This window comes from Flavobacterium chungbukense (assembly GCF_020805785.1).
Taxonomy (GTDB): Bacteria; Bacteroidota; Bacteroidia; order Flavobacteriales; family Flavobacteriaceae; genus Flavobacterium; species Flavobacterium chungbukense.
Window position 1 is genome coordinate 204,381 of the sequence record NZ_JAJGZV010000003.1, and the last position, 21,149, is coordinate 225,529.

Sequence of the window (21,149 nt, forward strand, 5' to 3'; positions counted from 1 at the left end):
AATGAAATCATAATCCCGACCTTTGTATTAAAATATTTAGAGTTATGTTTAAAGCCTTAAAATCAAAAAATTTCAAACTGTTCTTTTATGGTCAATCTGTTTCAGTTATCGGAACCTGGATGCAGAAAACAGCCGTGAGTTGGATGGTTTACAGTATAACGGGTTCTGTTTTTTTATTGGGATTGGCTACTTTTTTGAGTATGATTCCGTCCTTGTTTTTAGCTCCTTTGGCAGGAAGTATAATCGGAAGATACGACAGACACAAAACGTTACTTTTTTTACAGTCTCTTGCTATGCTTCAGGCGGCAACTTTAGCTTTGCTGATTTATTTTAAAATATACAATATCAATTTTATTTTGGCTTTGAGCCTTATTCAGGGAATTATCAATGCCTTTGACATGACTTGCCGTCAAACTATGATGATTGATATTGTAAACGATAAAGAAGATCTTCCAAATGCTGTTGCACTCAATTCGACAATGAACAATTTTGCGCGTATTGCAGGTCCAGCGCTTGCAGGAATTATTCTGCACGAATACGGTGAAGACATTTGTTTTATTGGGAATTTCTTGAGTTATATTCCTGTTTTAATTTCATTACTGTTAATGAAAATGACTCCACATATTAAAGCTGAAAATAAACTTAATATGGTGGATGATCTTTTGGAAGGTTTGGATTACGTTAAAAAAGAAACCGAAATGGCAAGAATGCTAATGATGCTTACTTGCAGCAGTTTGTTTGTTATTTCTTTCAATACCTTAATGCCTGTTTTTGCCAAAGATATCTTTAGTGGAAATGCCGAAACCTTTAGCTGGTTCGAAAGTGCTGCCGGAATTGGCTCTGTTTTATCTGCCATTTATTTAGCAAATCTAAAATCTGCAGAAAACATGAGCAAATTAATGATTGCAGCCAGCTTACTTCTTGGTTGTAGTGTAATTGTTTTAGCCATTTCAAACAGCATCACGGTTGCTTTGATTTGTATGACTCTAAGCGGAATCGGAATGATGGGACAAACTTCTTCTATTAACATTTATATTCAAACACACAGTTCTGTCAATATGCGTTCTAGAAGTATCAGTTATTTTATGATGGCTTATCAAGGAATGATTCCTGTTGGAAGTTTAATAATTGGCTACGTTTCTCATTCGCTTGGCGTAAGAACTACAGTTGCGATTCAAGGAATTATTTGTATTCTTTCTGTGTTGGTTTATGTATATTATAAAAAACATAAAGAAACTGAGGAAGATTTGGAAACTTGTCCGGTTCCGTATCGAAATTCCAAAAATTAAATTCCAATTTCCAAAATGACAACTAAACGTGTTCAACTTTGTCAAAGTTTTGAACTTTGACAAAGTTCTTTACGGCAAAGCATTGGAATTTGGGATTTTAAATATTGTGATTTAGATTTAAGAAATTTCCCCTCGAAGTGCAGTTTCAAAAATATCTTTAAACTCGTTTTGTGGAATATCATGTCCAAGCAAATACATTAATTTGGTAATTGCGGCTTCTGTAGTAATGTCTTTTCCAGAAATAACTCCAAGAGATTTTAAAGCTGTACTCGTTTCATATTGTCCCATATTTACGCTTCCGCCAGAACATTGTGTTACGTTTACAATATGCATTCCAGATTTGATGGCTTTTTCAATTAAGTTTAAAAACCAATCTTCGGTTGGCGCATTTCCAGAACCATAAGTTTCTAGAACAATTCCTCGTAAACCTTGAGTTGCCAGTATTGAAGCCAAAACAATTTCGCTCATTCCTGGAAACATTTTGATAATCGCAACATGATTATCTAAGTTTTTATGAACGATGAGTTTTGAGTCTTTATTTATGGGAAGAAATAAATGTTTATTCAATTTTAAATGAACGCCAGATTCTACCAATTCAGGATAATTTGGCGCTGTAAAAGCTCTAAAATGTTCTGCGTTTACTTTAGAAGTTCGGTTACCGCGGTATAATTTGTATTCAAAGTACAAACAAACTTCTGTGATAACTGGTTTTCCATTTTCTAAAAGTGATGCAATCTGAATCGCTGTAATTAAATTTTCTTTTGCATCGGTACGCAAATCTCCAATTGGCAATTGCGATCCTGTAAACACAACTGGTTTAGCTAGATTCTCCAGCATAAAACTTAATGCCGAAGCCGAATATGACATGGTATCTGATCCGTGAAGCACTACAAATCCGTCGTAAGAAGCATAATTTTCCTCGATAATAGTGGCAATTTTAGTCCACATTTCGGGATTCATATTAGAAGAATCAATTGGATGTTCAAATGAAATCGATTCGATTTCACAGTCCAATTGTTTGATTTCTGGAATTTTCTGAATTAATTTACCAAAGTTGAACGCTTTAAGCGACCCTGTTTCAAAGTCTTTGCTCATACCGATAGTTCCTCCGGTATAAATCAGTAATATTTTAGCTTTAGATGACATCTTGGTATTTCAATTTATTGACAACAGGATTAGCATACATTGCCAAAAATCCTTGTCTGGTAACAGGATTATCGCTTCCGATTCTCATCTCTAAACGACGTTCAAAAAGTGATTTTTCGCTTTCTTTGTATTTGTGAGCAAATTTATCTGTTTCGTTTAAAATGTCGTAAGCAATAAAATTAGTCGGCCATAATTGATAGTTTTTCAAAACAACATCATCAATTGTTTGTGCCAAAGCCTGAACTTGCTTATTTACATTGTCGTTTTCAGCCACAATTTGATCGATTTCTGTATCTAGAACATCTCCGACAGAAATGTGTATTCTTTTTTTAGTTCCCATGATACCACTTAAAATGGTCATGAAATCTTCATTTTTATCTTTTACGTAAACTTCGTTATTAGCTTCTGCCATTAATTGTGGCATTTTCAAAACATCCGTTGGATCATATTCATATGAAATAGAAACTGGGACGATTTTCAATTTTTTGAAATAATCCATCAAATTAGCTTCATCAGAACCCATTCCAATCATTTTCAGAACGCCTGGATTGGTTTCGTCATTTCCGTCTTTTGTTCTTCCTTCTCTCTGTGCAATCCAAACCGAACGATTTTCGCGAAGCAATAATTGTCCCATATATTCTGCAAGCAGTTTAGAACTTTGCAGCATTTCACGAGGTGTTAATCCTCTTAAAACCAAAAAGTTTCTGTTCAATTTTGCTAAAGTGGCCAAGAAAGCTTTCTTTACTAAATTGTCTCCAATTGCAGAAGCAGTCATTACTAAACCATGTTCGAACAAACACACATTTAATAAAGTAGTATCCAAAAGAATATCTCTATGATTGGAGATAAACAAATAAGAAGTATTAGGTTCTAGTTTTTCAAAACCCGAAGTTGTAAGACCTTCAGAGCTTTTTTCTAAAACTTTCTGAATGGTGTTGTAAATAAAATTGCATTGAAAATCACGAATAGAATGTGTTTTCTTTAATTGTTCCTTCCAAACCTCATCTTCCACGTCCGGAAAAGTAAAGTTCATCATGGTTTTCATCATAGGATGATTTACCACACCATGAAGTGCTTCATTTATTTCGGAATCATAAAACGGTCGAATGGCATCAAATCTCTGCATTATTTATTTGGGTTTAAGTGGGCAAAAGAACAAAAAAAAAATTAAAGTTTTGTAAGGCTAGGGTTAAATCCCAAAAACGTCTTTTGAATTCTGTGTGGTTATTGCTGCAATTTCTTCTGCAGAAACACCATAAATATCGCTTAATTTAGCTATTACATTGACTAAATAACTGCTTTCATTTCGTTTTCCTCTGTACGGAATTGGCGCTAAATAAGGAGAATCTGTCTCCAAAACGATGTGTTTTAAATCGATCTGATTTAAAAACTGATCGATTTTTCCGTTCTTGAAAGTGACAACTCCTCCAATTCCTAGTTTCATATTATATGAAATGGCTTGCTGCGCTTGTAATAAAGTTCCTGAAAAACAATGAAAAATCCCAAATAAATCTTCAGATTTTTCTCCTTCTAAAACTTCAAAGATTTCATCAAATGCTTCTCGGCAATGAATTACAATCGGTAATTTGTATTGTTTTGCCAGCTGAATTTGTCTTTTAAAAGCAATTTGCTGTTCTTTTAAATGTGTTTTATCCCAATACAGATCGATTCCGATTTCGCCTACAGCGTAGAATTTTCGCTTTGACAATTCGGTTTCTACATGCGTCAATTCTTCCAAATAATTATCTTTCACGTAAGTGGGATGCAAACCCATCATTAGAAACACATTATCGGGATAATTTTTCTCTAAATCATACATAGATTGTGTCGCCGCAGCATCGATTGCAGGAATAAAGAAACGAGTTACTCCAGCATTAATAGCGCGCTGTATCATTTCGTCACGATCCTGATCAAATTCTTCAGAATATAAGTGCGTGTGGGTATCGGTAATAATTGGTGTTGAATTCAATGATATAATTTTAAAGCTGTCAAAATTACGACAATATTAAAAGAATACCAATTTTGTAGAGATTACGCGAAGCAGATTTAATTGTTTCACTTTGTGAAAACGATAAAAACTTTTTTTTCGTTTCTTTTTATTTTGTCCTCTTAAGGAACGAAGAACCTCACAAGCAGCTTCGCAAAGAAAACCCCCATTTTTTCCGCAAATTAGCTAGTGTGATCCTTCGTTCCTTATGATGACATACTTAAAATATATTATTTGCCTGTTTCAATAAACAATAAAGCTCGGTCTAAAACCTCATCTTTTCCTTCTTGAATACCTTTGATTGTTGGTTTTATTTCTATATCAGGAATGATGCCAATTCTTTGGGTTTCGGTATTTCTAGCTGCGCTAAAAATCACTTGAGACATCAAAATGAGAATTAATAAAATAATTTTTTGCATCAGTTTATTTCGGTTAAGTTTCAATTGTTTTGGGACAATTCTTATAAAAAGAAAATCGAATTTAGAACTAAAATTCCAAATTCGATTGAGGTTTTCCACAATGGGATAAAATTTTTTTTAAATATTAAATCATTCCAGCTCTTCTAATAGGCGTTCTACTTCATCATAATCTTCGTAATCTTGAGAAATAGTCTGCAGAATCTCCTTGCATTCCGCGTATTTCCCTTGTTTCAATTTAGATAAAGCCAGATTCCATTTTGCTTTTTCTTTGTAGGCAGAATTTCCAGTTTCTAATTCTTTAAAAATGTCTTCTGCTTTTACATATTTCCCAACCTGCAACAATGAAATGCCATAGAAATAACGAATTTCTGGTGAATTGTTTTCCTTTAAAATACTTTCAAAAAGCGGAATTGCCTTTTCATATCTTTTTCCGTTAAAATTGTCTTCGGCTTTTTTCAAAGTTTCTTCAGAGACACCTCTTTCGGTAAAATAAGCGCTTTCTGGATGATTGTAATCTTCAAAATTGGGGTAATGATTATAATCAAAGAAAAACAACCCAAACATAATGGCGATAGAAGCTGCCACCGCAAAATACCACGGCTTAAGCGAAACGACTTTGGTTTTCTTATTGTTGAAATATTTGTCTGAAATTCGAGTCAGGTTTTCAGCAAAAATTTCTCTTTCTGCTTCTTGTCCGAATTTATTCTCCAGTTGAAAATGCATTTCTTTGAAACTTTCAAATGCTGAGGCAAATTCTGCATCTTCATTTAATTGTTTCTCAAAATTATTTTTTTCATCAACGGTCAGTTCGCCTTGAAGATATTGGTCAAATAGTATGTAGCGTTCTTCGTTCATGACTAATTGTTTTTTAAAGAGTTAAAATTTTTCGCTTCCTGAATCCATTCTGTTAGCTGTCCTACGCACAACGATTTCTTTTTTCTAACATAACCATAAGTTACATTAAGTTTTTGTGCCACTTCTTCCATCGATTTTAACGTAAAACTGAGTTTCAAAACTTCTTGACATTTTTCTCCCAGTTTCAGAAACATAGTATCGAAAAGCTTTTGTTTTTCATCAAATTCTTCCGCTTGTGCAATCAGTTCGTGGGCAGATTCATTAATAGATACTACATTCTCGTAAATTGTTACCCCTTTATTAGATGATTTTTTTAATTCGTTTAGCCAGCGTCTTTTACACAAAAGGAAAAAATACGCATCAAACGGACAAGTTAATTGAAGTGTTTTGGCTTTCGCCTGATTAAAAAGCAAGATTAAGACTTCTTGAATCACGTCTTGCGCCTGATCTTTATCGCCTGAATTATTGGTTATAAACAATACTGCTTTTGGAGCAAATTTCTTGTATATCATCTCAATAACAACCGAGTCGTTTGCGGCAAGCCCGTCGATATATTTCTGATCAGGATGAATTTTATTTTGACTCATAAAAAAGACATTTTACAGCTAATTTAAAAAAAGTATCTCACAAAATTTAAAAAACAAAGGGTAACAATATTGCAATCAATTGTATATATCAAAATAAAAGTCTTTTAAAAACTCATAAAAAATTAAAAGAAATGAAAAGTTATTCCTTAACCAACGAAAAAAATTTGGATCGATTTTACGAAATAATTGCTGCCAAAACCCGAAATGGTTTTACCATAACAGAACATAATGAGAAACTGCCTTATGTGGTTTTATCTAAAGAAAAGAAAGAAATAAACCATGCACTGCATTTATTCATCAGTTTTATGACTTTAGGATTTTGGATTATCGTCTGGATTTATCTAATTCTGAATTTCTCCCGCAAAAAAGACATTCTAGTCGCTGTTGACGAAGACGGAAATCTGTTTGAAGATAAATGTCTTTCTGCTTAAATAAAAAAATTAAAAACGAAGGGTAACAAATTTTAAAGCCAATTGATATAACGATATAAAAGCCTTTAAAAATATTTTTTGAAAACGGGGTAACAAAATAAAAACCAAATTGATTTAACTATAAATGTAATTAACCAAATCTGAAAACTACTTGAAAACAATCAAGCCAGATTTATAAAAACTAGAAATTATGAAAACAAATTTTAAAAAAATCGGACTTTTAATACTAGCAATGACAACTTTCGCAAGCTGCGACAATACAGATGGAGATGATATCAAACTTTCTCCTCCAACTGCAGCAGCTTTTAAAAGTATTAATGAAAAAGGAGTAAAAAGAAACACTCAAAATTTTACCATGACTGCTGGAAACGGTCTAGTTACCCTAACGTCAGCAAAGGGTGTAAAGCTTTACATTAACGGAGACTGTTTAACTAAAAATGGAAATGCCGTAACAGGTCAGGTTGATATTGAATTTATAGAACTTTTTGACAAAGGAAATATGTTGGTAACCAACAAACCAACAATGGGAATTATGCCTGACGGAAAGAAAAACCTTTTAATTTCTGGCGGAGAATTCTTCATCAAAGCAACTCAGGGGGGAGTCGAATTGCAGACATCTTGTTCGTTAAGCATGATTGTTCCAACAGCTTTAACGGATGGTTACGACAATTTAATGACTTTATGGACTGGAGTTATTGATAAAGATGGTGAACTAGCCTGGAAAGATGCTAGAGGCGCAGACGGAAAAGGTGGCGTACAAGGCGAAGGAAACAATTATTATGTCACTTTTGGAAACTTCGGTTGGACAAACGTAGACCGTTTTTACAGCGATCCAAGACCAAAAACAACCATTTTAGTTGATGTTCCTGAAGGTTATGACAATACTAACAGTGCTGTATATCTTTCGTATGATGGTGAAGGAAATAATGCTCTTGCAAAATTAGACACTTACACTGCAGCAGGATTATTTAGCGAACACTACGGTCAAATTCCAGTTGGTCTTGCTTGCCACATTATTTTTGCAACCGAAGACAATGGTAACTGGAGATATGCAATAAAAGGAGTAACGACTACCGCAAATGCCGTTTACACCTTTACACTAGCCGAAACAACAGTCGGTACCGAAGCTCAATTGGTTGCTGCAATTAATGCCATTCAGTAACTTACAAATGCTTTTTTAAGAAGAAGTGATGATTTGCTCATCACTTTTTTTTACATTTAATCCTGTTTTAAAATTCATTATGAAGCTTTTAACGCCCAAAACTATCTAGTTATGAAACCACAATTGTCTATTTTCTTTATTCTATTCTCTATTCTCTCAATAGGTCAAACCAAAGTAAAAGACACCATAACCCGAAGAGCCAACATCAGTTTTATTCAAAACGGAAATCAGGTTTCTTATAAACCAGAAACGCCTCCTTTAATTCCGATTGCGGGTGCGCCAAAACCTAGTTATTCTTATTTATGGGAATTGGGAGACGGACATTACAGCAAAGAAGCCGAACCAAAACACGTTTATAAAAAGAAAGGCACTTATACCGCAAGACTTGCCGTAACGAATAATTACGACAACGGAAAACCGCCTGCAACACGTCCTAAAAAAGTGGCTGTAAACGATATTACAGACAACAATTATAAAGACATAGCATCGATTGCAGATCAGAATGGTTTTGCGATTATTAAAAACTGTGATCCGATTCCAGAACAAGAAATGGTAGTCGTAGTGAGTTATCAAAATCTTGAAAGTTATGTTTCGAGCGGAAAGCTTTATTTGTTTTATAATGAAAAGCAATTCAAACACAATAATTTTGAATTAAGCGATTTTAGAACATACGCAGGTGAACGTAAAGTGAAAGAAAATTTAGTTGCTGCGGTTGACGATTTAAACGACTCAAATACCTTTTTGGCTTCCGCCGAAGGGAATTTCAAAACCAAAAAATACCGAAATACGACAACCGAAGAAGATCTTGACGCTTCGCTTTTAGATGCCAATAAAACCTATCATAATGTTTCTGTTTTAGAATTTGACGATGCTAATCCAGGCGAAACGCGTAATGTTTTTTATACTTTCAAAACCACTCCAGAAATGATTAAAGATACCAGCGCAACAGTTACGATGCGTGGTATTTTTGTTCCCAACAGAAGCTACAAAAATCATAAAGTAAAAAATCTGGAAATGGAAATCGTAACGTCTCACGATCCGAACAAAATGGGCTCAAACGGACGTTTTATGAATTATAGATTAGTGCATTTTAAAAGAGTCTATTTTAAAACCCGTTTTCAGAATAATGGTGAAGGTCCGGCAAGAAAAATTCGTTTAGAAACCGATGTTCCGGATATGTTTGACAAGAAAACTTTCCAGATTGAAAGTATGTATCCCGAATGTCCGATTTGTCCAAAAGGCGAAGAACCAACTGTGAGTTGTCTTGATACTATTATCAAACAAAAACAAATTATTTTTACTTTCAAAAATATATATTTGCCTGGAAGCGAACAGAAAAATGTACACGAAAAAGATTCGACAAAAGGTTTTGTAAAATACTCGATGAAGTTTGGAGAAGATTTTCATAAAGTAAAAACCAAAAGCCGAACGGCAATTATTTTTGATAAAAACGAACCGATAATTACCAACTACGCCACTACTCGATTTATGCCCGGAATTTCGATTGGAGCAAAAGCGGGTTACAATTTTTATCCGGATTTAGATAAATCGACGAGTTATTTTGTGGGTGCAACGCTTTCGCCTTTTAAATCGTATCGTTTTTATTGGCAGGTTGAATGGGTAAATGCTTTAAATCAATATAATAGCGAAACTACAGTTGCTGACCAATTTGTAACCAACGCCAACGGAACGAGACAGCTGCAGCGTACGACAACAAATATTGAAAACAAAAATATCAATTGGGAAGTTCCTGTTTTAATTCGCTACAACATCAATAATTACATTGGCGTTGGCGCGGGAATTCAAGCAAATATTAATGTTTCTTCCGAGCAAAATCAAAGCGTTCAAACGGATTTATTTGAAGGTGACAAAGAAAACTTTTTAATTAGTTCGACCACCACTACCAATAAAGTAAAAAATAGTTTTACAAATGTAAACACGGGTCTTTTATTTGATTTGACGGCTGGTTTTGCTAGAATCGGTCCGAGTTTAGGCGCTCGTTATGTGATTAATTTTGAACAGAATTTTAATTATATTCAGGTGTATGGAATTTGGAAGTTTTAAGATTTTTTGCACCATATAAGTGATATAAGTTCATATTACCTACATTTTCTTATGAAATACAACTGTCATCCTGAACGAAGTCGAAGGCTTTATAACGAAAAAGGTCTTCGACTTCGCTCAGACTGACATTAACAGAATAAACAACTTATTAAGCTTATATCACTTTTATAATTTAACTTTAAATATGCGCAACAAATTAATATGAACTTACATCACTTATATGGTTTTATTTTCCTTTTCCTGAGTCTGAATGTTTTCGGGCAAAGTCAAGAGGATAAAATATATAATGCTGTTGATGGTTTTATTGCAAATCCTTCCGCGAAAGCATTACAAAATCTCAGAAATATTGAAAGTGATTTTTGGAAAAGTGCCAGACCAAAAACCAAAGACGAATTATTGGCGATTGTTGTTTTAAATTGTAATAAAGCGTATTATGAAAACCAGTTTGGACAAACTCAAAATGCCATTTCGAGTTATGAAAAAGCGTGGCAAATTTATCAGAAAAATAAACTTACCGATTACGATATTATTGAATTCTGTTTAAAACCTTTAGGCAATTTATATACTATTTTAGGCGATTATGACAGCGCTGAAAATACCATAAAACAGTACTTTTTCATCGTAAATACTTACAAAAATTATCCTGAAGCGCAAAAGCAAAAGTTTGCCGCAATTCTAAATTTATCTAATGTTTATCAGAGTTCTGGAAAGGTTTCTTTGGCAATGGAACTTTTAGAAAAGACTTTAAAAACAGAGCAATTATCCAATTTACAAAAGGGAATTTTATGGAATAATTTGGGAAATAATTATTTATTAAGTTCAACAGGAGATTTAATGAGACCAGAAACTCATCAAAGTGCGACAAAAGCATTTGAATCTTCTATCAAAATTCTTGAAAACGAAAAAAGTCAGTCGGAAACTTTATCGAATTCGTATCGAAATTTGGCAACGCTAAATCGTCAAAGACAAAATTTTGAAGCCACAAATTCTTATCTGGAAAAAGCTGAAAAACTATTTTTGCAAACTAAAAATCAGCAGCCTCGAAAACTAGCCAAACTGTATTACGAAAAAGCTTTGCTTTTCTTTGATGAAAGAAAATATGACGAAAGCAAGAAGCAAATTTCAGTTGTTTTTAAAACATTGATTCCAAATTATAATTCGAAACATATTCTTCCAAACCAAAATCAATTGTATGCAGAAACTGTTTTAGTTGATGCGCTTGATTTGTGCGGAGAAATTCTAAGAATCAATCAACCCAAAAAGGCAATTTCAGCTTTTGAGCTTTCTTTTTACATAGAAGATTTAGTGATGAATGGTTTAGTTTATGAAAATTCTAAAATCTTAATGCAATTGCAATCTCGAAATCGTACCGAAAAATGTATTTCGATTTATAATGGATTATTTAAAAAAGAAGGCAAAACTGCTTATTTGGAAAAAGCTTTTCAATTGGCAGAAAGTACAAAATCTGGAATATTAAAAAGCTATCGTTCGAATATTAAAAACGCTTCCGCGGAAGAAAAACAGCTTTTACAAGAACTTCAAAATTTAAACAATAATATTTTAAAAGAACAGCAAAAAGGAGATTCTGCTGATATTTTAAAAATTAATCAGTTCATAAAAATGCAAAATGAATTGGTGATTTCACTTAAAAAAGTACAATCTAAAAATCCAGATTATATTGCTGAAAAATGCGATCTGAAAGCATTATTTAAGAAACTCGAAAATGACAAAGCGATGATGGTTTATTATCTTATGGGATCTGAAAATCTCTATTTCTTCATTTTACAAAACAATCGAATTGCTCTCAATCATATTAACATTACAGATATTGCAATTCCAAAAATTGTACAATTTATAGACTATTTTAATAATTCTGAAACCATTACAAATGACATTTCTGGTTATAATCATTATGCAAAAGTAGCTTATGATGTATTAAAGTTACCTAACAATTCTGTCAATCAAAACCTCATCATTGTTCCTGACGGTATTTTGAATTTTCTTCCTTTTGAAGCTTTGATCACCCAGGAATCAAATACTACAAATTTTGCCAAAATGAATTATTTAATGAACGATTTTAAAATCGCTTATAATACTTCGGCAAATATTTATTTGAATTCAAAACCTGTTTCAAAATCAGAGAAAACGGTTTTGGGAGTTTTTCCAGTCTTCGAAAAATCAGCTTTTGAATTGCGTTATTCTAAGAAAGAATTAGAATCGATTCGAAGTAATTTTAAAGGGAAATATTTAGAAAATGCCCAAGCGAGTTTTACAAGCTTTAAAAAGAACGCACACAATTTTTCAATTTTACATTTTAGTACACACGCTTCTTCTGGCGATATTGAAACTCCGGCAAGCATTAAATTTTACGATCAGGAAATTTTGTATTCTGAATTGTATAATCTGCATATAAATCCAGATTTAGTGGTTTTAAGTGCTTGCGAAACTGGTATAGGAAAATTGTACAAAGCAGAAGGTGCGATGAGTATTGCAAGAGGCTTTCAGTTTGCTGGAGCGCAGAATTTACTATTTTCTTTATGGAAAGTAAACGATTTTACGACTTCGGTTTTTATGGCTGATTTTTATAAAAACATTAAAAATAATGTTTCTTATTTTGAAGCCAATGCAAATGCAAAGCGAGATTATTTAAACGATAAATCAATTCCGAATGCTAAGAAATCTCCTTATTATTGGAGTTCTTTTGTTTATTATGGTTCTATTTCTACAGAAGAAAAATCAGCAAATTATATCTTTTATATCGTTAGTTTATTGATTGTAATTGGCTTATTTTTGGGTTTCAATCAGTACAGAAATGGAAAATCTTCACGAAATTCTCAAAAAAGGGAATTATAAAAAAATAAAGTTTAAAATCACTAAAACACAGCATTTACAGATAAAAGCCAAAATCAATGGCATTTCTGGCAATTTTATTTTAGACACGGGCGCATCTAACACCTGCGTAGGTTTTGAAAGTATTGAACGTTTTGAATTGTCTGCAAAAAATTCTAAAACAAAAGCTTCTGGTGCGGGTGGAACTGGAATGACAACACAGATTTCTTCTCAAAATAAATTACAGTTAGGAAGCTGGAAAAATAAAGATTTCAGCATCGTCATTTTTGATCTTTCGCATGTAAATGAAGCTTTAGAATCTTTTAAAGCAAAACCTGTTCATGGCATTATTGGTGCCGACGTTTTATTGGAAGGAAAAGCGATTATTGACTATTTTAATCATTATTTGTACCTTAAGTAGAAATTCCAATTAAAAAATTCCAAATTCCAAAAAAGGCTGTCTCAAAATTTTAGACAGCCTTTTTTTCTGAAACTGCTCTGCGGAGCAAAATATTTATAGCAAATTAAAGTCCCCGCATCTAAAAGCTCCAGCGGAGCGACATATAAATTATTTCAGACAACTTTTTAGCTTTATATCATTTCATCTTTATCTATTTGCGTTTAGGAGCAGCATGTTTTTTAAACGAAAAATAAGCCACAACAGTACTCAATAACATTAAAACTCCACCCAAAATAAATGGCGCTCCAGCAAATTTAAAAGGCGCATCGTTATGTGTGAAAAAGTAAAATGTATTCGCCATCATTGGCGGACCAATAATAGATGAAGCACTCATTAAACTCGTCAAAGTTCCCTGAATTTCTCCTTGTTCGGTTGGATCTACTTTGCTTGCTACAACAGATTGTAAGGCAGGGCCGGCAATTCCGCCAAGGCAATACGGAATTAAAAAGACAAACATCATCCAGCTTTCTGTTGCGAAGGCAAATAACAACATTCCTATTGTGTATAAAGCCAAACCGATGTATATACTTTTTTCGTTTCCTAATTTTGGATTAATGTAACGAATTAATCCTCCTTGTACTACTCCAACCAAAAGACCAATTATTCCTAACGAGATTCCGATCATTCTTTCATCCCAATTAAATTGGTAAATTGTAAAGAAACTCCAGTTGCTCTGTACAGCATGAGATCCAACATATAATAAAAATATTGCGGCTATTAATCCAATTAAAGTCGGATGTTTTCTAAGTCCTAAAATCGCTCCTATTGGATTGGCGCGTTTCCAGTCAAAAGCTCTGCGGTTTTCTTTTTTAAGTGATTCTGGTAAAATAAAAAATCCATATAGAAAGTTCAGCATACACAAAACTGCCGCAGCATAAAACGGAACTCTAGATCCGTACTGACCTAATAATCCTCCGATAACGGGTCCAATAATAAAACCTAATCCGAAAGCGGCGCCGATTAATCCGAAGTTTTTTGCTCTATTTTCAGCTGTACTCACATCGGCAATATAAGCTGAAGCTGTTGTGATACTAGCACCAGTTATTCCTGCAATAATTCTTCCTGCAAAAAGCCACATAATCGTCGGTGAAAATGCTAATAAAATATAATCTAATGAAAACCCGAAAAGCGAAATTAAGATGATTGGTCTTCTTCCGAATTTATCACTTAAATTTCCAATTACTGGAGCAAAAACAAATTGAGTTATCGCATACGCGAAAGTTAACCAGCCGCCTATTTTTGCCGCTTCGCTGATGTCACCATGAATAAGTTCTTCGATTAATTTCGGAATTACAGGAATAATAATTCCCCATCCTGTAATATCAATTAACATGGTTATGAAAATAAAACCAATGGCTGCAGATTTATCTTTTTGTAGCATAATTGTTTTTGTAAGAAGATACAAATAAACTGATTTTTCAATTAAGAATAAAAAAATCCCAAATCTCAACTCCTAAATTCCAAAGTTCAAATTCCAAATTCCAATGAAATTTCTGTTTTTTTTCTTGCAGATTTAAAAAAAGATTTAAGCTGATAAGCGTAGTTTTTTTTAATTTGATCTGCCTAAATCTGCTAAATCTGCGTGAAAAAAAATTTATTCTCAATCAAAAGAATCCCAAATTCCAATTGAAGGAACTTACTATTTTAATATTAAATGCATTGCTAATCTGTATATTTTCACGCAGATTTAAAAAAAAGATTTAAGCAGATAAACGCAGATTTTTTTTTAATTTGACCTGCTTAAATCTGCTAAATCTGCGTGAAAAAAATTTTTATTCTCAATCAAAAAAAATCCCAAATTCCAATTGAAGGAACTCACTATTTTAATATTAAATGCATTGCTAATCTGTATATTTTCACGCAGATTTAAAAAAAAGATTTAAGCAGATAAACGCAGTTTTTTTTAATTTGATCTGCCTAAATCTGCTAAATCTTCATGAAAAAAATTTATTCTCAATCAAAAAAATCCCAAATTCCAATTGAAGGAACTTACTATTTTAATATTAAATGCATTGCTAATATGTATATTTTTCACGCAGATTTAAAAAAAAGATTTAAGCAGATAAACGCAGATTTTTTTAATTTGATCTGCCTAAATCTGCTAAATCTGCGTGAAAAAAATTTATTCTCAATCAAAAAAAATCCCAAATTCCAATTGAAGGAATCTGGGATTTTTCATTTTGAAATTCCAAATTCGGACTTTGGAATTTCTATCAAAAATTAAAGCTATTAATGGGTATGTTTTGGATTAAAACCGTCTTCGCTTAATTCTGTATGTTCATAATCGGCAACCATTTCAGCTTCGTAATCGATTTTTTCTCCTTTAGAGAATTTTCTAATGATTTTCTCCATAATATCATAGATCACAGGAACTACGATTAACGTTAGGAATAATGAAGAAATCAAACCTCCAATAATTACCCAAGCCAATCCGTTTTTCCATTCTGCTCCAGCTCCAGATGCCAATGCAATCGGGAACATACCAAATACCATCGCAATTGTTGTCATCAAGATCGGACGTAAACGAGCGTGGTTTGCTTGGATCAAGGCATTTCTGATTGATTCTCCGGCAGCTCTACGTTGGTTGGTATAATCGACGAGCATGATCGCATTCTTACACACCAGACCAATCAACATGATGACCCCTAAAATGGTAAAGATATTTAAGGTATTGTTTGTTAACGCTAGTGCAAATAAAACCCCAATGAACGAAAGCGGAATTGCGAACAATACAACAAACGGGTGAACGAAACTATCATACAAACCAACCATTACAAGGTAAACCAAAATAATAGCGGCTAATAATGCGATTCCTAAAGTACCAAAACCTTCTGATTGGTTTTCTTGGTCACCTCCCCAGATGTAGTTAACTCCAACTGGTTTTTTCAGTTTATCTAATTTTTCTTGCCATTGTGTAACGATTGTTCCTGCTGGAACCCCAACGTTCTGACCTTGTACAGTTACAGAAGCGGTTTTATCTCTACGCTCTAATTTACTTGGTCCAGAACCTTCTGTAATAGTCGCGAATTGGTTTAATTTAATCTGCTGACCAGCGTTGTTGATGAAAATCAAATTACTAACATCGGTAATGTTTTTTCTATCAAATTCGTTGTATTTGATATTGATGTCGTATTCGTATTCACCAGCTCTAAACTTACCGTCAGTATTACCACTATAAGCTGTCTGCATTGTTAAACCTACTGTTTGTAAAGTTAAACCTAACGCCGCCATTTTATCTCTGTCAACCTGAACGTTGATCTCTGGGTTTCCGTCTTCAACTGTTAATTTAATCTCAGTTGTCCCAGGAATTGTACGTAATTCAGCTTCTGCAAGTTTAGCAAATTTCATTGCACTTTCTACGTTTGGACCTGTTACGATCAAACCTAAAGTTGCATCTTCTGCTGTTCCTAAGATACCTACTGGAACGGTTTTTACTTTAGCACCAACTAGAATCTTCTCTAATTTACGTTTTGTTTTAGCAGCATAAACGTTGGCGTCATCGGTACGATCTTTTTGCTCGATCATTTTAACGTCAATTTCCGCTTTGTAAGCTGTCGCCTGTGCAGCTCCTAAACCTTCACTGGTTTGTCCTACAGTTGTAATTTGACTGAAAACATATTTCTCTCCTTTTAAGAAAGCTTCTGCTTTTTGCGTCATAAAGTTCGTTTGTTCCAAAGAAGCGTCTTTTGGCATCTCAATTTGTACTAAGAACTCACCACTATCAGATGATGCGAAGAACTCTCCTCCAATATAACCACCTCCCATTAACCAGAAGATAGATCCAAAGAACAATACTAATACAACTCCGATTGTTTTGAAATAATGATCTAAGCACCAGTTTAGTAAGTTTGAAATCCAATCGGTAAAACGAGTTAAGTAGCTTTCGAATCCAAGAATGACTCTTCCAAATAAATTTTTACCTTCAATATGCTCTAATTTTCCAAAACGTGAAGACAACCAAGGAATAATAGTAAATGAAGCTAATAAAGAGAACATTGTAGAAATAATTACCGTAACACAGAATTGTGTAATAATGTTCGATACTAACCCAGTACTCATTGCAATTGGCAAGAACACCACCACAATTACTAAAGTAATCGAAGTTACTGTACCTCCAATTTCGGCAGTTCCATCATAAGACGCACGGATTCGGCTTTTACCCATTTCCATGTGTCGGTAAATGTTCTCCAATACAACGATGGCATCATCCACAAGAATACCAACAACAAGAGATAAACCAAGTAAAGACATTAAGTTAAGTGTATAACCTAATAAATAGATTCCGATAAATGTTGCAATCAAAGATGCAGGAATAGAAACCATTACAATCAACGAGTTTCTAATACTATGCAAGAAGAACAACATTACAAATGCCACCAAAATAACGGCAATTAATAAATCGTGTACAACAGAATCTGCTGCTTCTAGCGTAAATACTGTACTATCTTTTGCGACATCCAATTTCAATTGAGCCGATTTGTAATCCGTCTCTAATGTCTTGATTGTTTTAACCAACTGCTCACTTACCGCTACGGCATTTGCATCTGATTGTTTTACAATTTGAAGTACAATCGCACTTTTTTGATCTACACGCGCAATTTTCTCTGCGATTTTTTGTGTATCCTGAACATCTGCAATTTCCCCTAAACGAACTTGAATTCCGTCTTTAGAAGAAACCACTAAGTTTCTTAATTCTTCAACGTTTTTATATTTACCCGCTAAACGGATTAAGATTTTTTGGTTACGAGTTTGAATGTTACCGGTTGGGAAATCCAGATTCGAAGTCAAAATAGTTTGTTGAACTTGAGGAACTGAAAGTCCGTAACCTTGCATTTTTACTGCATCAAGATTGACCTGAATTTCACGCTCTTGTCCACCAATAATATTTACCTGAGCAACCCCTTGTACACGAGATAAAACTGGTGCAATCTTTTTATCGATCAAATCATAAAAAGCGGCTTCGTCCATTTTACCATTCGCACCAAGCGTCATAATTGGTAAATCACTCAAAGAGAATTTAGTCAATGACGGCGGATCAGCATCATCTGGCAAATCACTCAAAATCGCATTGATTTTACGCTGAGCATCATTCATCGAAATATCAACATTTGCAGTAGAAAGCAATGTGATGGATACTACAGATAAACTCTCGTACGATTTAGAATCAATTTTTTTGATATTTTCAAGAGACGCAATCGCATCCTCAATTTTCTTTGTTACCGTATTTTCAACCTCACTTGGAGAAGCTCCTGGATAAACAGTTGAAACCGTAATAACGTTGGTTTCGAATTTTGGGATCAGCTCATAGCCTAACTGGCTGTAGCTGAACAATCCACCTAGAATTAGAATTGTAAACAATACAATTACTAACGACGGACGTTTTATGGATATTTCGGCTAATTTCATATTTGTTGTTTTTTGCTATAGGCTATACGCTGTAGGCTTTAGGCTTTTTTCAAAGTCTTAAAGCTTATTGCTTAAGGCTTAAAGCTTAAAATTATTTAATAATTTCTACTGTATTTCCGTCTTGTAAGTTGATTTGACCTGTAGTAATTACTACATCCCCGTCATTCAAACCATTGATGATTTCAACTTTGTCTCCTAAGATTCTTCCAGCAACTACTTTTTTCAATTTTGCAATATTATTCTCCACTACGAAAATTTCGTTACTGCTTACACTTCCAACAAAAGCATTTCTAGGAACCACTTTTAAGTTTTGTTTTTGGTTGTTTGAACCAAAGTTTGCCGTTCCGTACATACCTGCTTTTAAGTCATTGTTAGCATTGTTTGTAATTTCGATTTCAACAGGGAAGTTTAAAGAAGCATCTGCTTTTGCAGCGATAAAAGTAATTTTTCCAGAGAATGTTTTGTCAGGATAAACACTTGCAGTAATGTTTACTGTATTTCCTAATTTTAAACTTGCTACTTGACTTTCGTTTACGGTAACTGTCAATTTTAATTTAGAAACGTTTACAATATCAAATAAAGCAGTTGCAGGCATTCCAGCTAAAATAGATCCTGGCTCAATATATTTTTTATTGATGTAACCGTTAATTGGCGCTTTTACTTTAGTATCTCCAACATTAATATTAGCTTGTGTTAAATTAGATTGTGCATTTGTCATAGCCAATTTTGCCTGATCTAATTGTTGCTTAGTAACACCGCCAGTTTTAAAAGCATTTTCGTATCTAGCATAATCAGATTTTGCATTTTGATACACCGCTTGAGCTTGTTGTGCACTTACATTAATAACATCACCTCTTACTGTTAAAAGAGTTTGTCCTACTCTTACGTAATCACCTTCTTTTACTAAAACGCTGATTACTTTTCCAGATTTTTCAGCAGAGAAAGTCAATTCCTGAATTGGCGCGAAGTTTCCGTTTGCAGTAAATCCAAGATTAACATCTTCTGTTTTTACAGTAGCTACTTTTACAGAAACTGCCGCATTTTTTTCTGCTACAATTGCGGTTTTGCCTTCGTTTTCAGCCTTATTCTTATTTAAAATGAAGTTAATCCCGACAAGTGCCACGACTATGATTACGATTGTTATAATTATTTTTTTCATTGTAATAATTTGTTATTTAGTAAGAGATTTTAGTTCGCCTTTTGATTTGATTAGAGATATTTCGGCAATTTTATAATTTAAAACTGCTCTAGTATAATTATTTTGAGCCTCAAGTGAAGCATTTTCTGCGTCTAGTAAATCGGTTAAAGATGCTAGACCTTGAAGATAATTGTTTTTGGTATTGCTAAGAATTTCTGTTGCCAAACGCATATTTTCTTTTTGATTCTCGATTGTTACAAGATTATTATTGATTTGCGTAATTGCATTTTTATAATCCAAATCAAGAGAAAGTTTAGTGTCTTTAATATCTTCTTGAAGTGATCTAATTTCGACATCAGCTTGTCTTACTTTTGCACGAGTACCAAAACCAGTAAAGATTGGTACGTGTAAGTTTAACCCGATTGCAGAGAAATCTGACCAATAAACTCCTGAAGAAGGTTTTGCAAACCAAGGAAATTGAGGTCCTTGTCCGATATAATTGTAACCAGCAGTTAATGAAAGTGTTGGATAATATCCTGCTTCCATTGCTTTTTTATTGTATACTAAAAGCTCTTCTTGCTTTTTCAAAAGCAGATATTCTGTTCTATTCTCAATGTTTGGCTCTTGTGTTAAAGCAGCTGGAACAACCTCAAATTCTTCTTTTGGCATATCAATTTGAGTTTCAATTGGCATTCCCATGTAAAACTTAAGAGCATTTTCTTGTAAAGCAATTTGGTTTTTGATCTGCTGGCGTTCTGTATCAATATTTGACATTTTTACCACAATTCGGTCTAGGTCAATCTTTTTAGCCAAACCATTATCAAACTGCCCTTTTACGATATCACGAACTTTTGTTGTGTTTACGTAATTGCTGTCTAATAAAATTAGTCTCTCTTTTTGTACGTATACGGAATAGTAGTTATTGGCAACTCGCTCAATAACTTGTTCTTCAGTTAACTGATCATTAATTTGATAAAACTCACGTGTAGATTTTGCTGCTTTTAATCCAGTAAAAACAGATTGATCAAAGATCGCCTGAGTTAAAGAAACTCCTGCAGTTGATGTCCATTTTTGACCAAATGCAGCTTGAATCGTAGTTCCTGGCTGTCCAAAACCAGCACCATCGATAACGGTAGTCTGAATAACTGGATTATATGTTAAGTTTCCGTTTGCAGAAATTTGCGGTAACGCTCTTGAACGTACTTCCTGAATTTTATATTCGCTGTTTTCAACCTGAAGTTTTGCCTTTTTCGCATCGGCTTTATTTACAAGCGCGTAGTTCACAGCGTCTTTCAGAGTTAAAGTAGTGGTTTGTGCGACGGCAGAAAAGCCTATTGTACACAAAACTATAAGAAAGATTCTTTTCATAAGTGTTA

17 protein-coding genes are annotated in these 21,149 nt (G+C 33.7%); 7 read left to right on the plus strand and 10 right to left on the minus strand.

The features are described 5' to 3' along the window. Positions 1-44 precede the first annotated feature (44 nt). A complete protein-coding gene (locus tag LL966_RS11180; protein ID WP_229353196.1) occupies positions 45-1,289 on the plus strand; it encodes an MFS transporter in 1,245 nt (414 codons plus the stop codon). A 117-nt stretch (positions 1,290-1,406) separates the two neighbouring features. On the opposite strand, the gene LL966_RS11185 is transcribed toward LL966_RS11180, so the two are convergent. The 6 genes from LL966_RS11185 to LL966_RS11210 form a co-directional block, all read right to left on the minus strand. Beyond that, positions 1,407-2,435, minus strand: a complete 1,029-nt coding sequence (locus LL966_RS11185; RefSeq protein WP_229353197.1) for an asparaginase — start codon at positions 2,433-2,435, stop codon at positions 1,407-1,409. After that, positions 2,425-3,561, minus strand: coding sequence for a 1-acyl-sn-glycerol-3-phosphate acyltransferase (locus LL966_RS11190; protein WP_229353198.1), 1,137 nt, complete (start codon positions 3,559-3,561; stop codon positions 2,425-2,427). The genes LL966_RS11185 and LL966_RS11190 overlap by 11 nt, the downstream gene beginning before the upstream one ends. A 63-nt stretch (positions 3,562-3,624) precedes the next feature. Then, complete coding sequence (locus tag LL966_RS11195) at positions 3,625-4,404, minus strand: TatD family hydrolase (protein WP_229353199.1); 780 nt, start codon at positions 4,402-4,404, stop codon at positions 3,625-3,627. Between the two features lie 248 nt (positions 4,405-4,652). Continuing rightward, positions 4,653-4,841 (minus strand): hypothetical protein, encoded by a 189-nt coding sequence (locus LL966_RS11200; protein ID WP_229353201.1) that lies wholly within the window; start codon positions 4,839-4,841, stop codon positions 4,653-4,655. Positions 4,842-4,970: 129 nt separating this feature from the next. Next, positions 4,971-5,696 (minus strand): tetratricopeptide repeat protein, encoded by a 726-nt coding sequence (locus tag LL966_RS11205; RefSeq protein WP_229353202.1) that lies wholly within the window; start codon positions 5,694-5,696, stop codon positions 4,971-4,973. A 2-nt stretch (positions 5,697-5,698) separates the two neighbouring features. After that, the gene (locus LL966_RS11210) at positions 5,699-6,283 is read right to left on the minus strand and encodes an RNA polymerase sigma factor (protein ID WP_229353203.1); all 585 of its coding nucleotides are present in this window, start codon (positions 6,281-6,283) and stop codon (positions 5,699-5,701) included. A gap of 131 nt (positions 6,284-6,414) precedes the next feature. On the opposite strand from LL966_RS11210, the gene LL966_RS11215 reads away from it, so the two are divergent. From LL966_RS11215 to LL966_RS11235, 5 genes are all read left to right on the plus strand, one after another. Further along, entirely contained in the window at positions 6,415-6,714 is a 300-nt protein-coding gene (locus LL966_RS11215; protein WP_229353205.1) for a hypothetical protein, read from the plus strand. Between the two features lie 190 nt (positions 6,715-6,904). Then, positions 6,905-7,876, plus strand: a complete 972-nt coding sequence (locus tag LL966_RS11220) for a hypothetical protein (protein ID WP_229353207.1) — start codon at positions 6,905-6,907, stop codon at positions 7,874-7,876. A 111-nt stretch (positions 7,877-7,987) separates the two neighbouring features. Further along, positions 7,988-9,940 (plus strand): PKD domain-containing protein, encoded by a 1,953-nt coding sequence (locus LL966_RS11225; protein WP_229353214.1) that lies wholly within the window; start codon positions 7,988-7,990, stop codon positions 9,938-9,940. Between the two features lie 201 nt (positions 9,941-10,141). Continuing rightward, complete coding sequence (locus LL966_RS11230) at positions 10,142-12,793, plus strand: CHAT domain-containing protein (RefSeq protein WP_229353216.1); 2,652 nt, start codon at positions 10,142-10,144, stop codon at positions 12,791-12,793. Further along, positions 12,753-13,190 (plus strand): retropepsin-like aspartic protease, encoded by a 438-nt coding sequence (locus LL966_RS11235; protein WP_229353218.1) that lies wholly within the window; start codon positions 12,753-12,755, stop codon positions 13,188-13,190. Before LL966_RS11230 ends, LL966_RS11235 begins: the two co-directional genes overlap by 41 nt. A 190-nt stretch (positions 13,191-13,380) precedes the next feature. On the opposite strand, the gene LL966_RS11240 is transcribed toward LL966_RS11235, so the two are convergent. Further along, the gene (locus LL966_RS11240; RefSeq protein WP_229353219.1) at positions 13,381-14,610 is read right to left on the minus strand and encodes a TCR/Tet family MFS transporter; all 1,230 of its coding nucleotides are present in this window, start codon (positions 14,608-14,610) and stop codon (positions 13,381-13,383) included. A gap of 555 nt (positions 14,611-15,165) precedes the next feature. Between LL966_RS11240 and LL966_RS11245 the strand changes: the two genes are divergently transcribed. Next, positions 15,166-15,453, plus strand: a complete 288-nt coding sequence (locus tag LL966_RS11245) for a hypothetical protein (protein ID WP_229353220.1) — start codon at positions 15,166-15,168, stop codon at positions 15,451-15,453. Positions 15,454-15,458: 5 nt separating this feature from the next. Here LL966_RS11245 and LL966_RS11250 read toward each other — a convergent pair whose 3' ends face one another. The 3 genes from LL966_RS11250 to LL966_RS11260 all read right to left on the minus strand — a co-directional run bounded on the left by LL966_RS11250 (position 15,459) and on the right by LL966_RS11260 (position 21,141). Next, positions 15,459-18,635, minus strand: coding sequence for an efflux RND transporter permease subunit (locus LL966_RS11250; RefSeq protein WP_229353221.1), 3,177 nt, complete (start codon positions 18,633-18,635; stop codon positions 15,459-15,461). Positions 18,636-18,726: 91 nt separating this feature from the next. Next, a complete protein-coding gene (locus LL966_RS11255) occupies positions 18,727-19,794 on the minus strand; it encodes an efflux RND transporter periplasmic adaptor subunit (protein WP_229353222.1) in 1,068 nt (355 codons plus the stop codon). A 12-nt stretch (positions 19,795-19,806) separates the two neighbouring features. Next, the gene (locus LL966_RS11260; RefSeq protein WP_229353226.1) at positions 19,807-21,141 is read right to left on the minus strand and encodes a TolC family protein; all 1,335 of its coding nucleotides are present in this window, start codon (positions 21,139-21,141) and stop codon (positions 19,807-19,809) included. Between the last annotated feature and the right edge of the window lie 8 nt (positions 21,142-21,149).

Excerpts from the sequence above, each read along its gene's own strand:
- LL966_RS11180 (WP_229353196.1), top strand. The coding sequence starts at position 45 with ATGTTTAAAGCCTTAAAATCAAAAAATTTCAAACTGTTCTTTTATGGT.
- LL966_RS11185 (WP_229353197.1), bottom strand. The coding sequence starts at position 2,435 with ATGTCATCTAAAGCTAAAATATTACTGATTTATACCGGAGGAACTATC.
- LL966_RS11190 (WP_229353198.1), bottom strand. The coding sequence starts at position 3,561 with ATGCAGAGATTTGATGCCATTCGACCGTTTTATGATTCCGAAATAAAT.
- LL966_RS11200 (WP_229353201.1), bottom strand. The coding sequence starts at position 4,841 with ATGCAAAAAATTATTTTATTAATTCTCATTTTGATGTCTCAAGTGATT.
- LL966_RS11205 (WP_229353202.1), bottom strand. The coding sequence starts at position 5,696 with ATGAACGAAGAACGCTACATACTATTTGACCAATATCTTCAAGGCGAA.
- LL966_RS11210 (WP_229353203.1), bottom strand. The coding sequence starts at position 6,283 with ATGAGTCAAAATAAAATTCATCCTGATCAGAAATATATCGACGGGCTT.
- LL966_RS11215 (WP_229353205.1), top strand. The coding sequence starts at position 6,415 with ATGAAAAGTTATTCCTTAACCAACGAAAAAAATTTGGATCGATTTTAC.
- LL966_RS11220 (WP_229353207.1), top strand. The coding sequence starts at position 6,905 with ATGAAAACAAATTTTAAAAAAATCGGACTTTTAATACTAGCAATGACA.
- LL966_RS11225 (WP_229353214.1), top strand. The coding sequence starts at position 7,988 with ATGAAACCACAATTGTCTATTTTCTTTATTCTATTCTCTATTCTCTCA.
- LL966_RS11230 (WP_229353216.1), top strand. The coding sequence starts at position 10,142 with ATGAACTTACATCACTTATATGGTTTTATTTTCCTTTTCCTGAGTCTG.
- LL966_RS11235 (WP_229353218.1), top strand. The coding sequence starts at position 12,753 with ATGGAAAATCTTCACGAAATTCTCAAAAAAGGGAATTATAAAAAAATA.
- LL966_RS11240 (WP_229353219.1), bottom strand. The coding sequence starts at position 14,610 with ATGCTACAAAAAGATAAATCTGCAGCCATTGGTTTTATTTTCATAACC.
- LL966_RS11245 (WP_229353220.1), top strand. The coding sequence starts at position 15,166 with ATGAAAAAAATTTATTCTCAATCAAAAAAATCCCAAATTCCAATTGAA.
- LL966_RS11250 (WP_229353221.1), bottom strand. The coding sequence starts at position 18,635 with ATGAAATTAGCCGAAATATCCATAAAACGTCCGTCGTTAGTAATTGTA.
- LL966_RS11255 (WP_229353222.1), bottom strand. The coding sequence starts at position 19,794 with ATGAAAAAAATAATTATAACAATCGTAATCATAGTCGTGGCACTTGTC.
- LL966_RS11260 (WP_229353226.1), bottom strand. The coding sequence starts at position 21,141 with ATGAAAAGAATCTTTCTTATAGTTTTGTGTACAATAGGCTTTTCTGCC.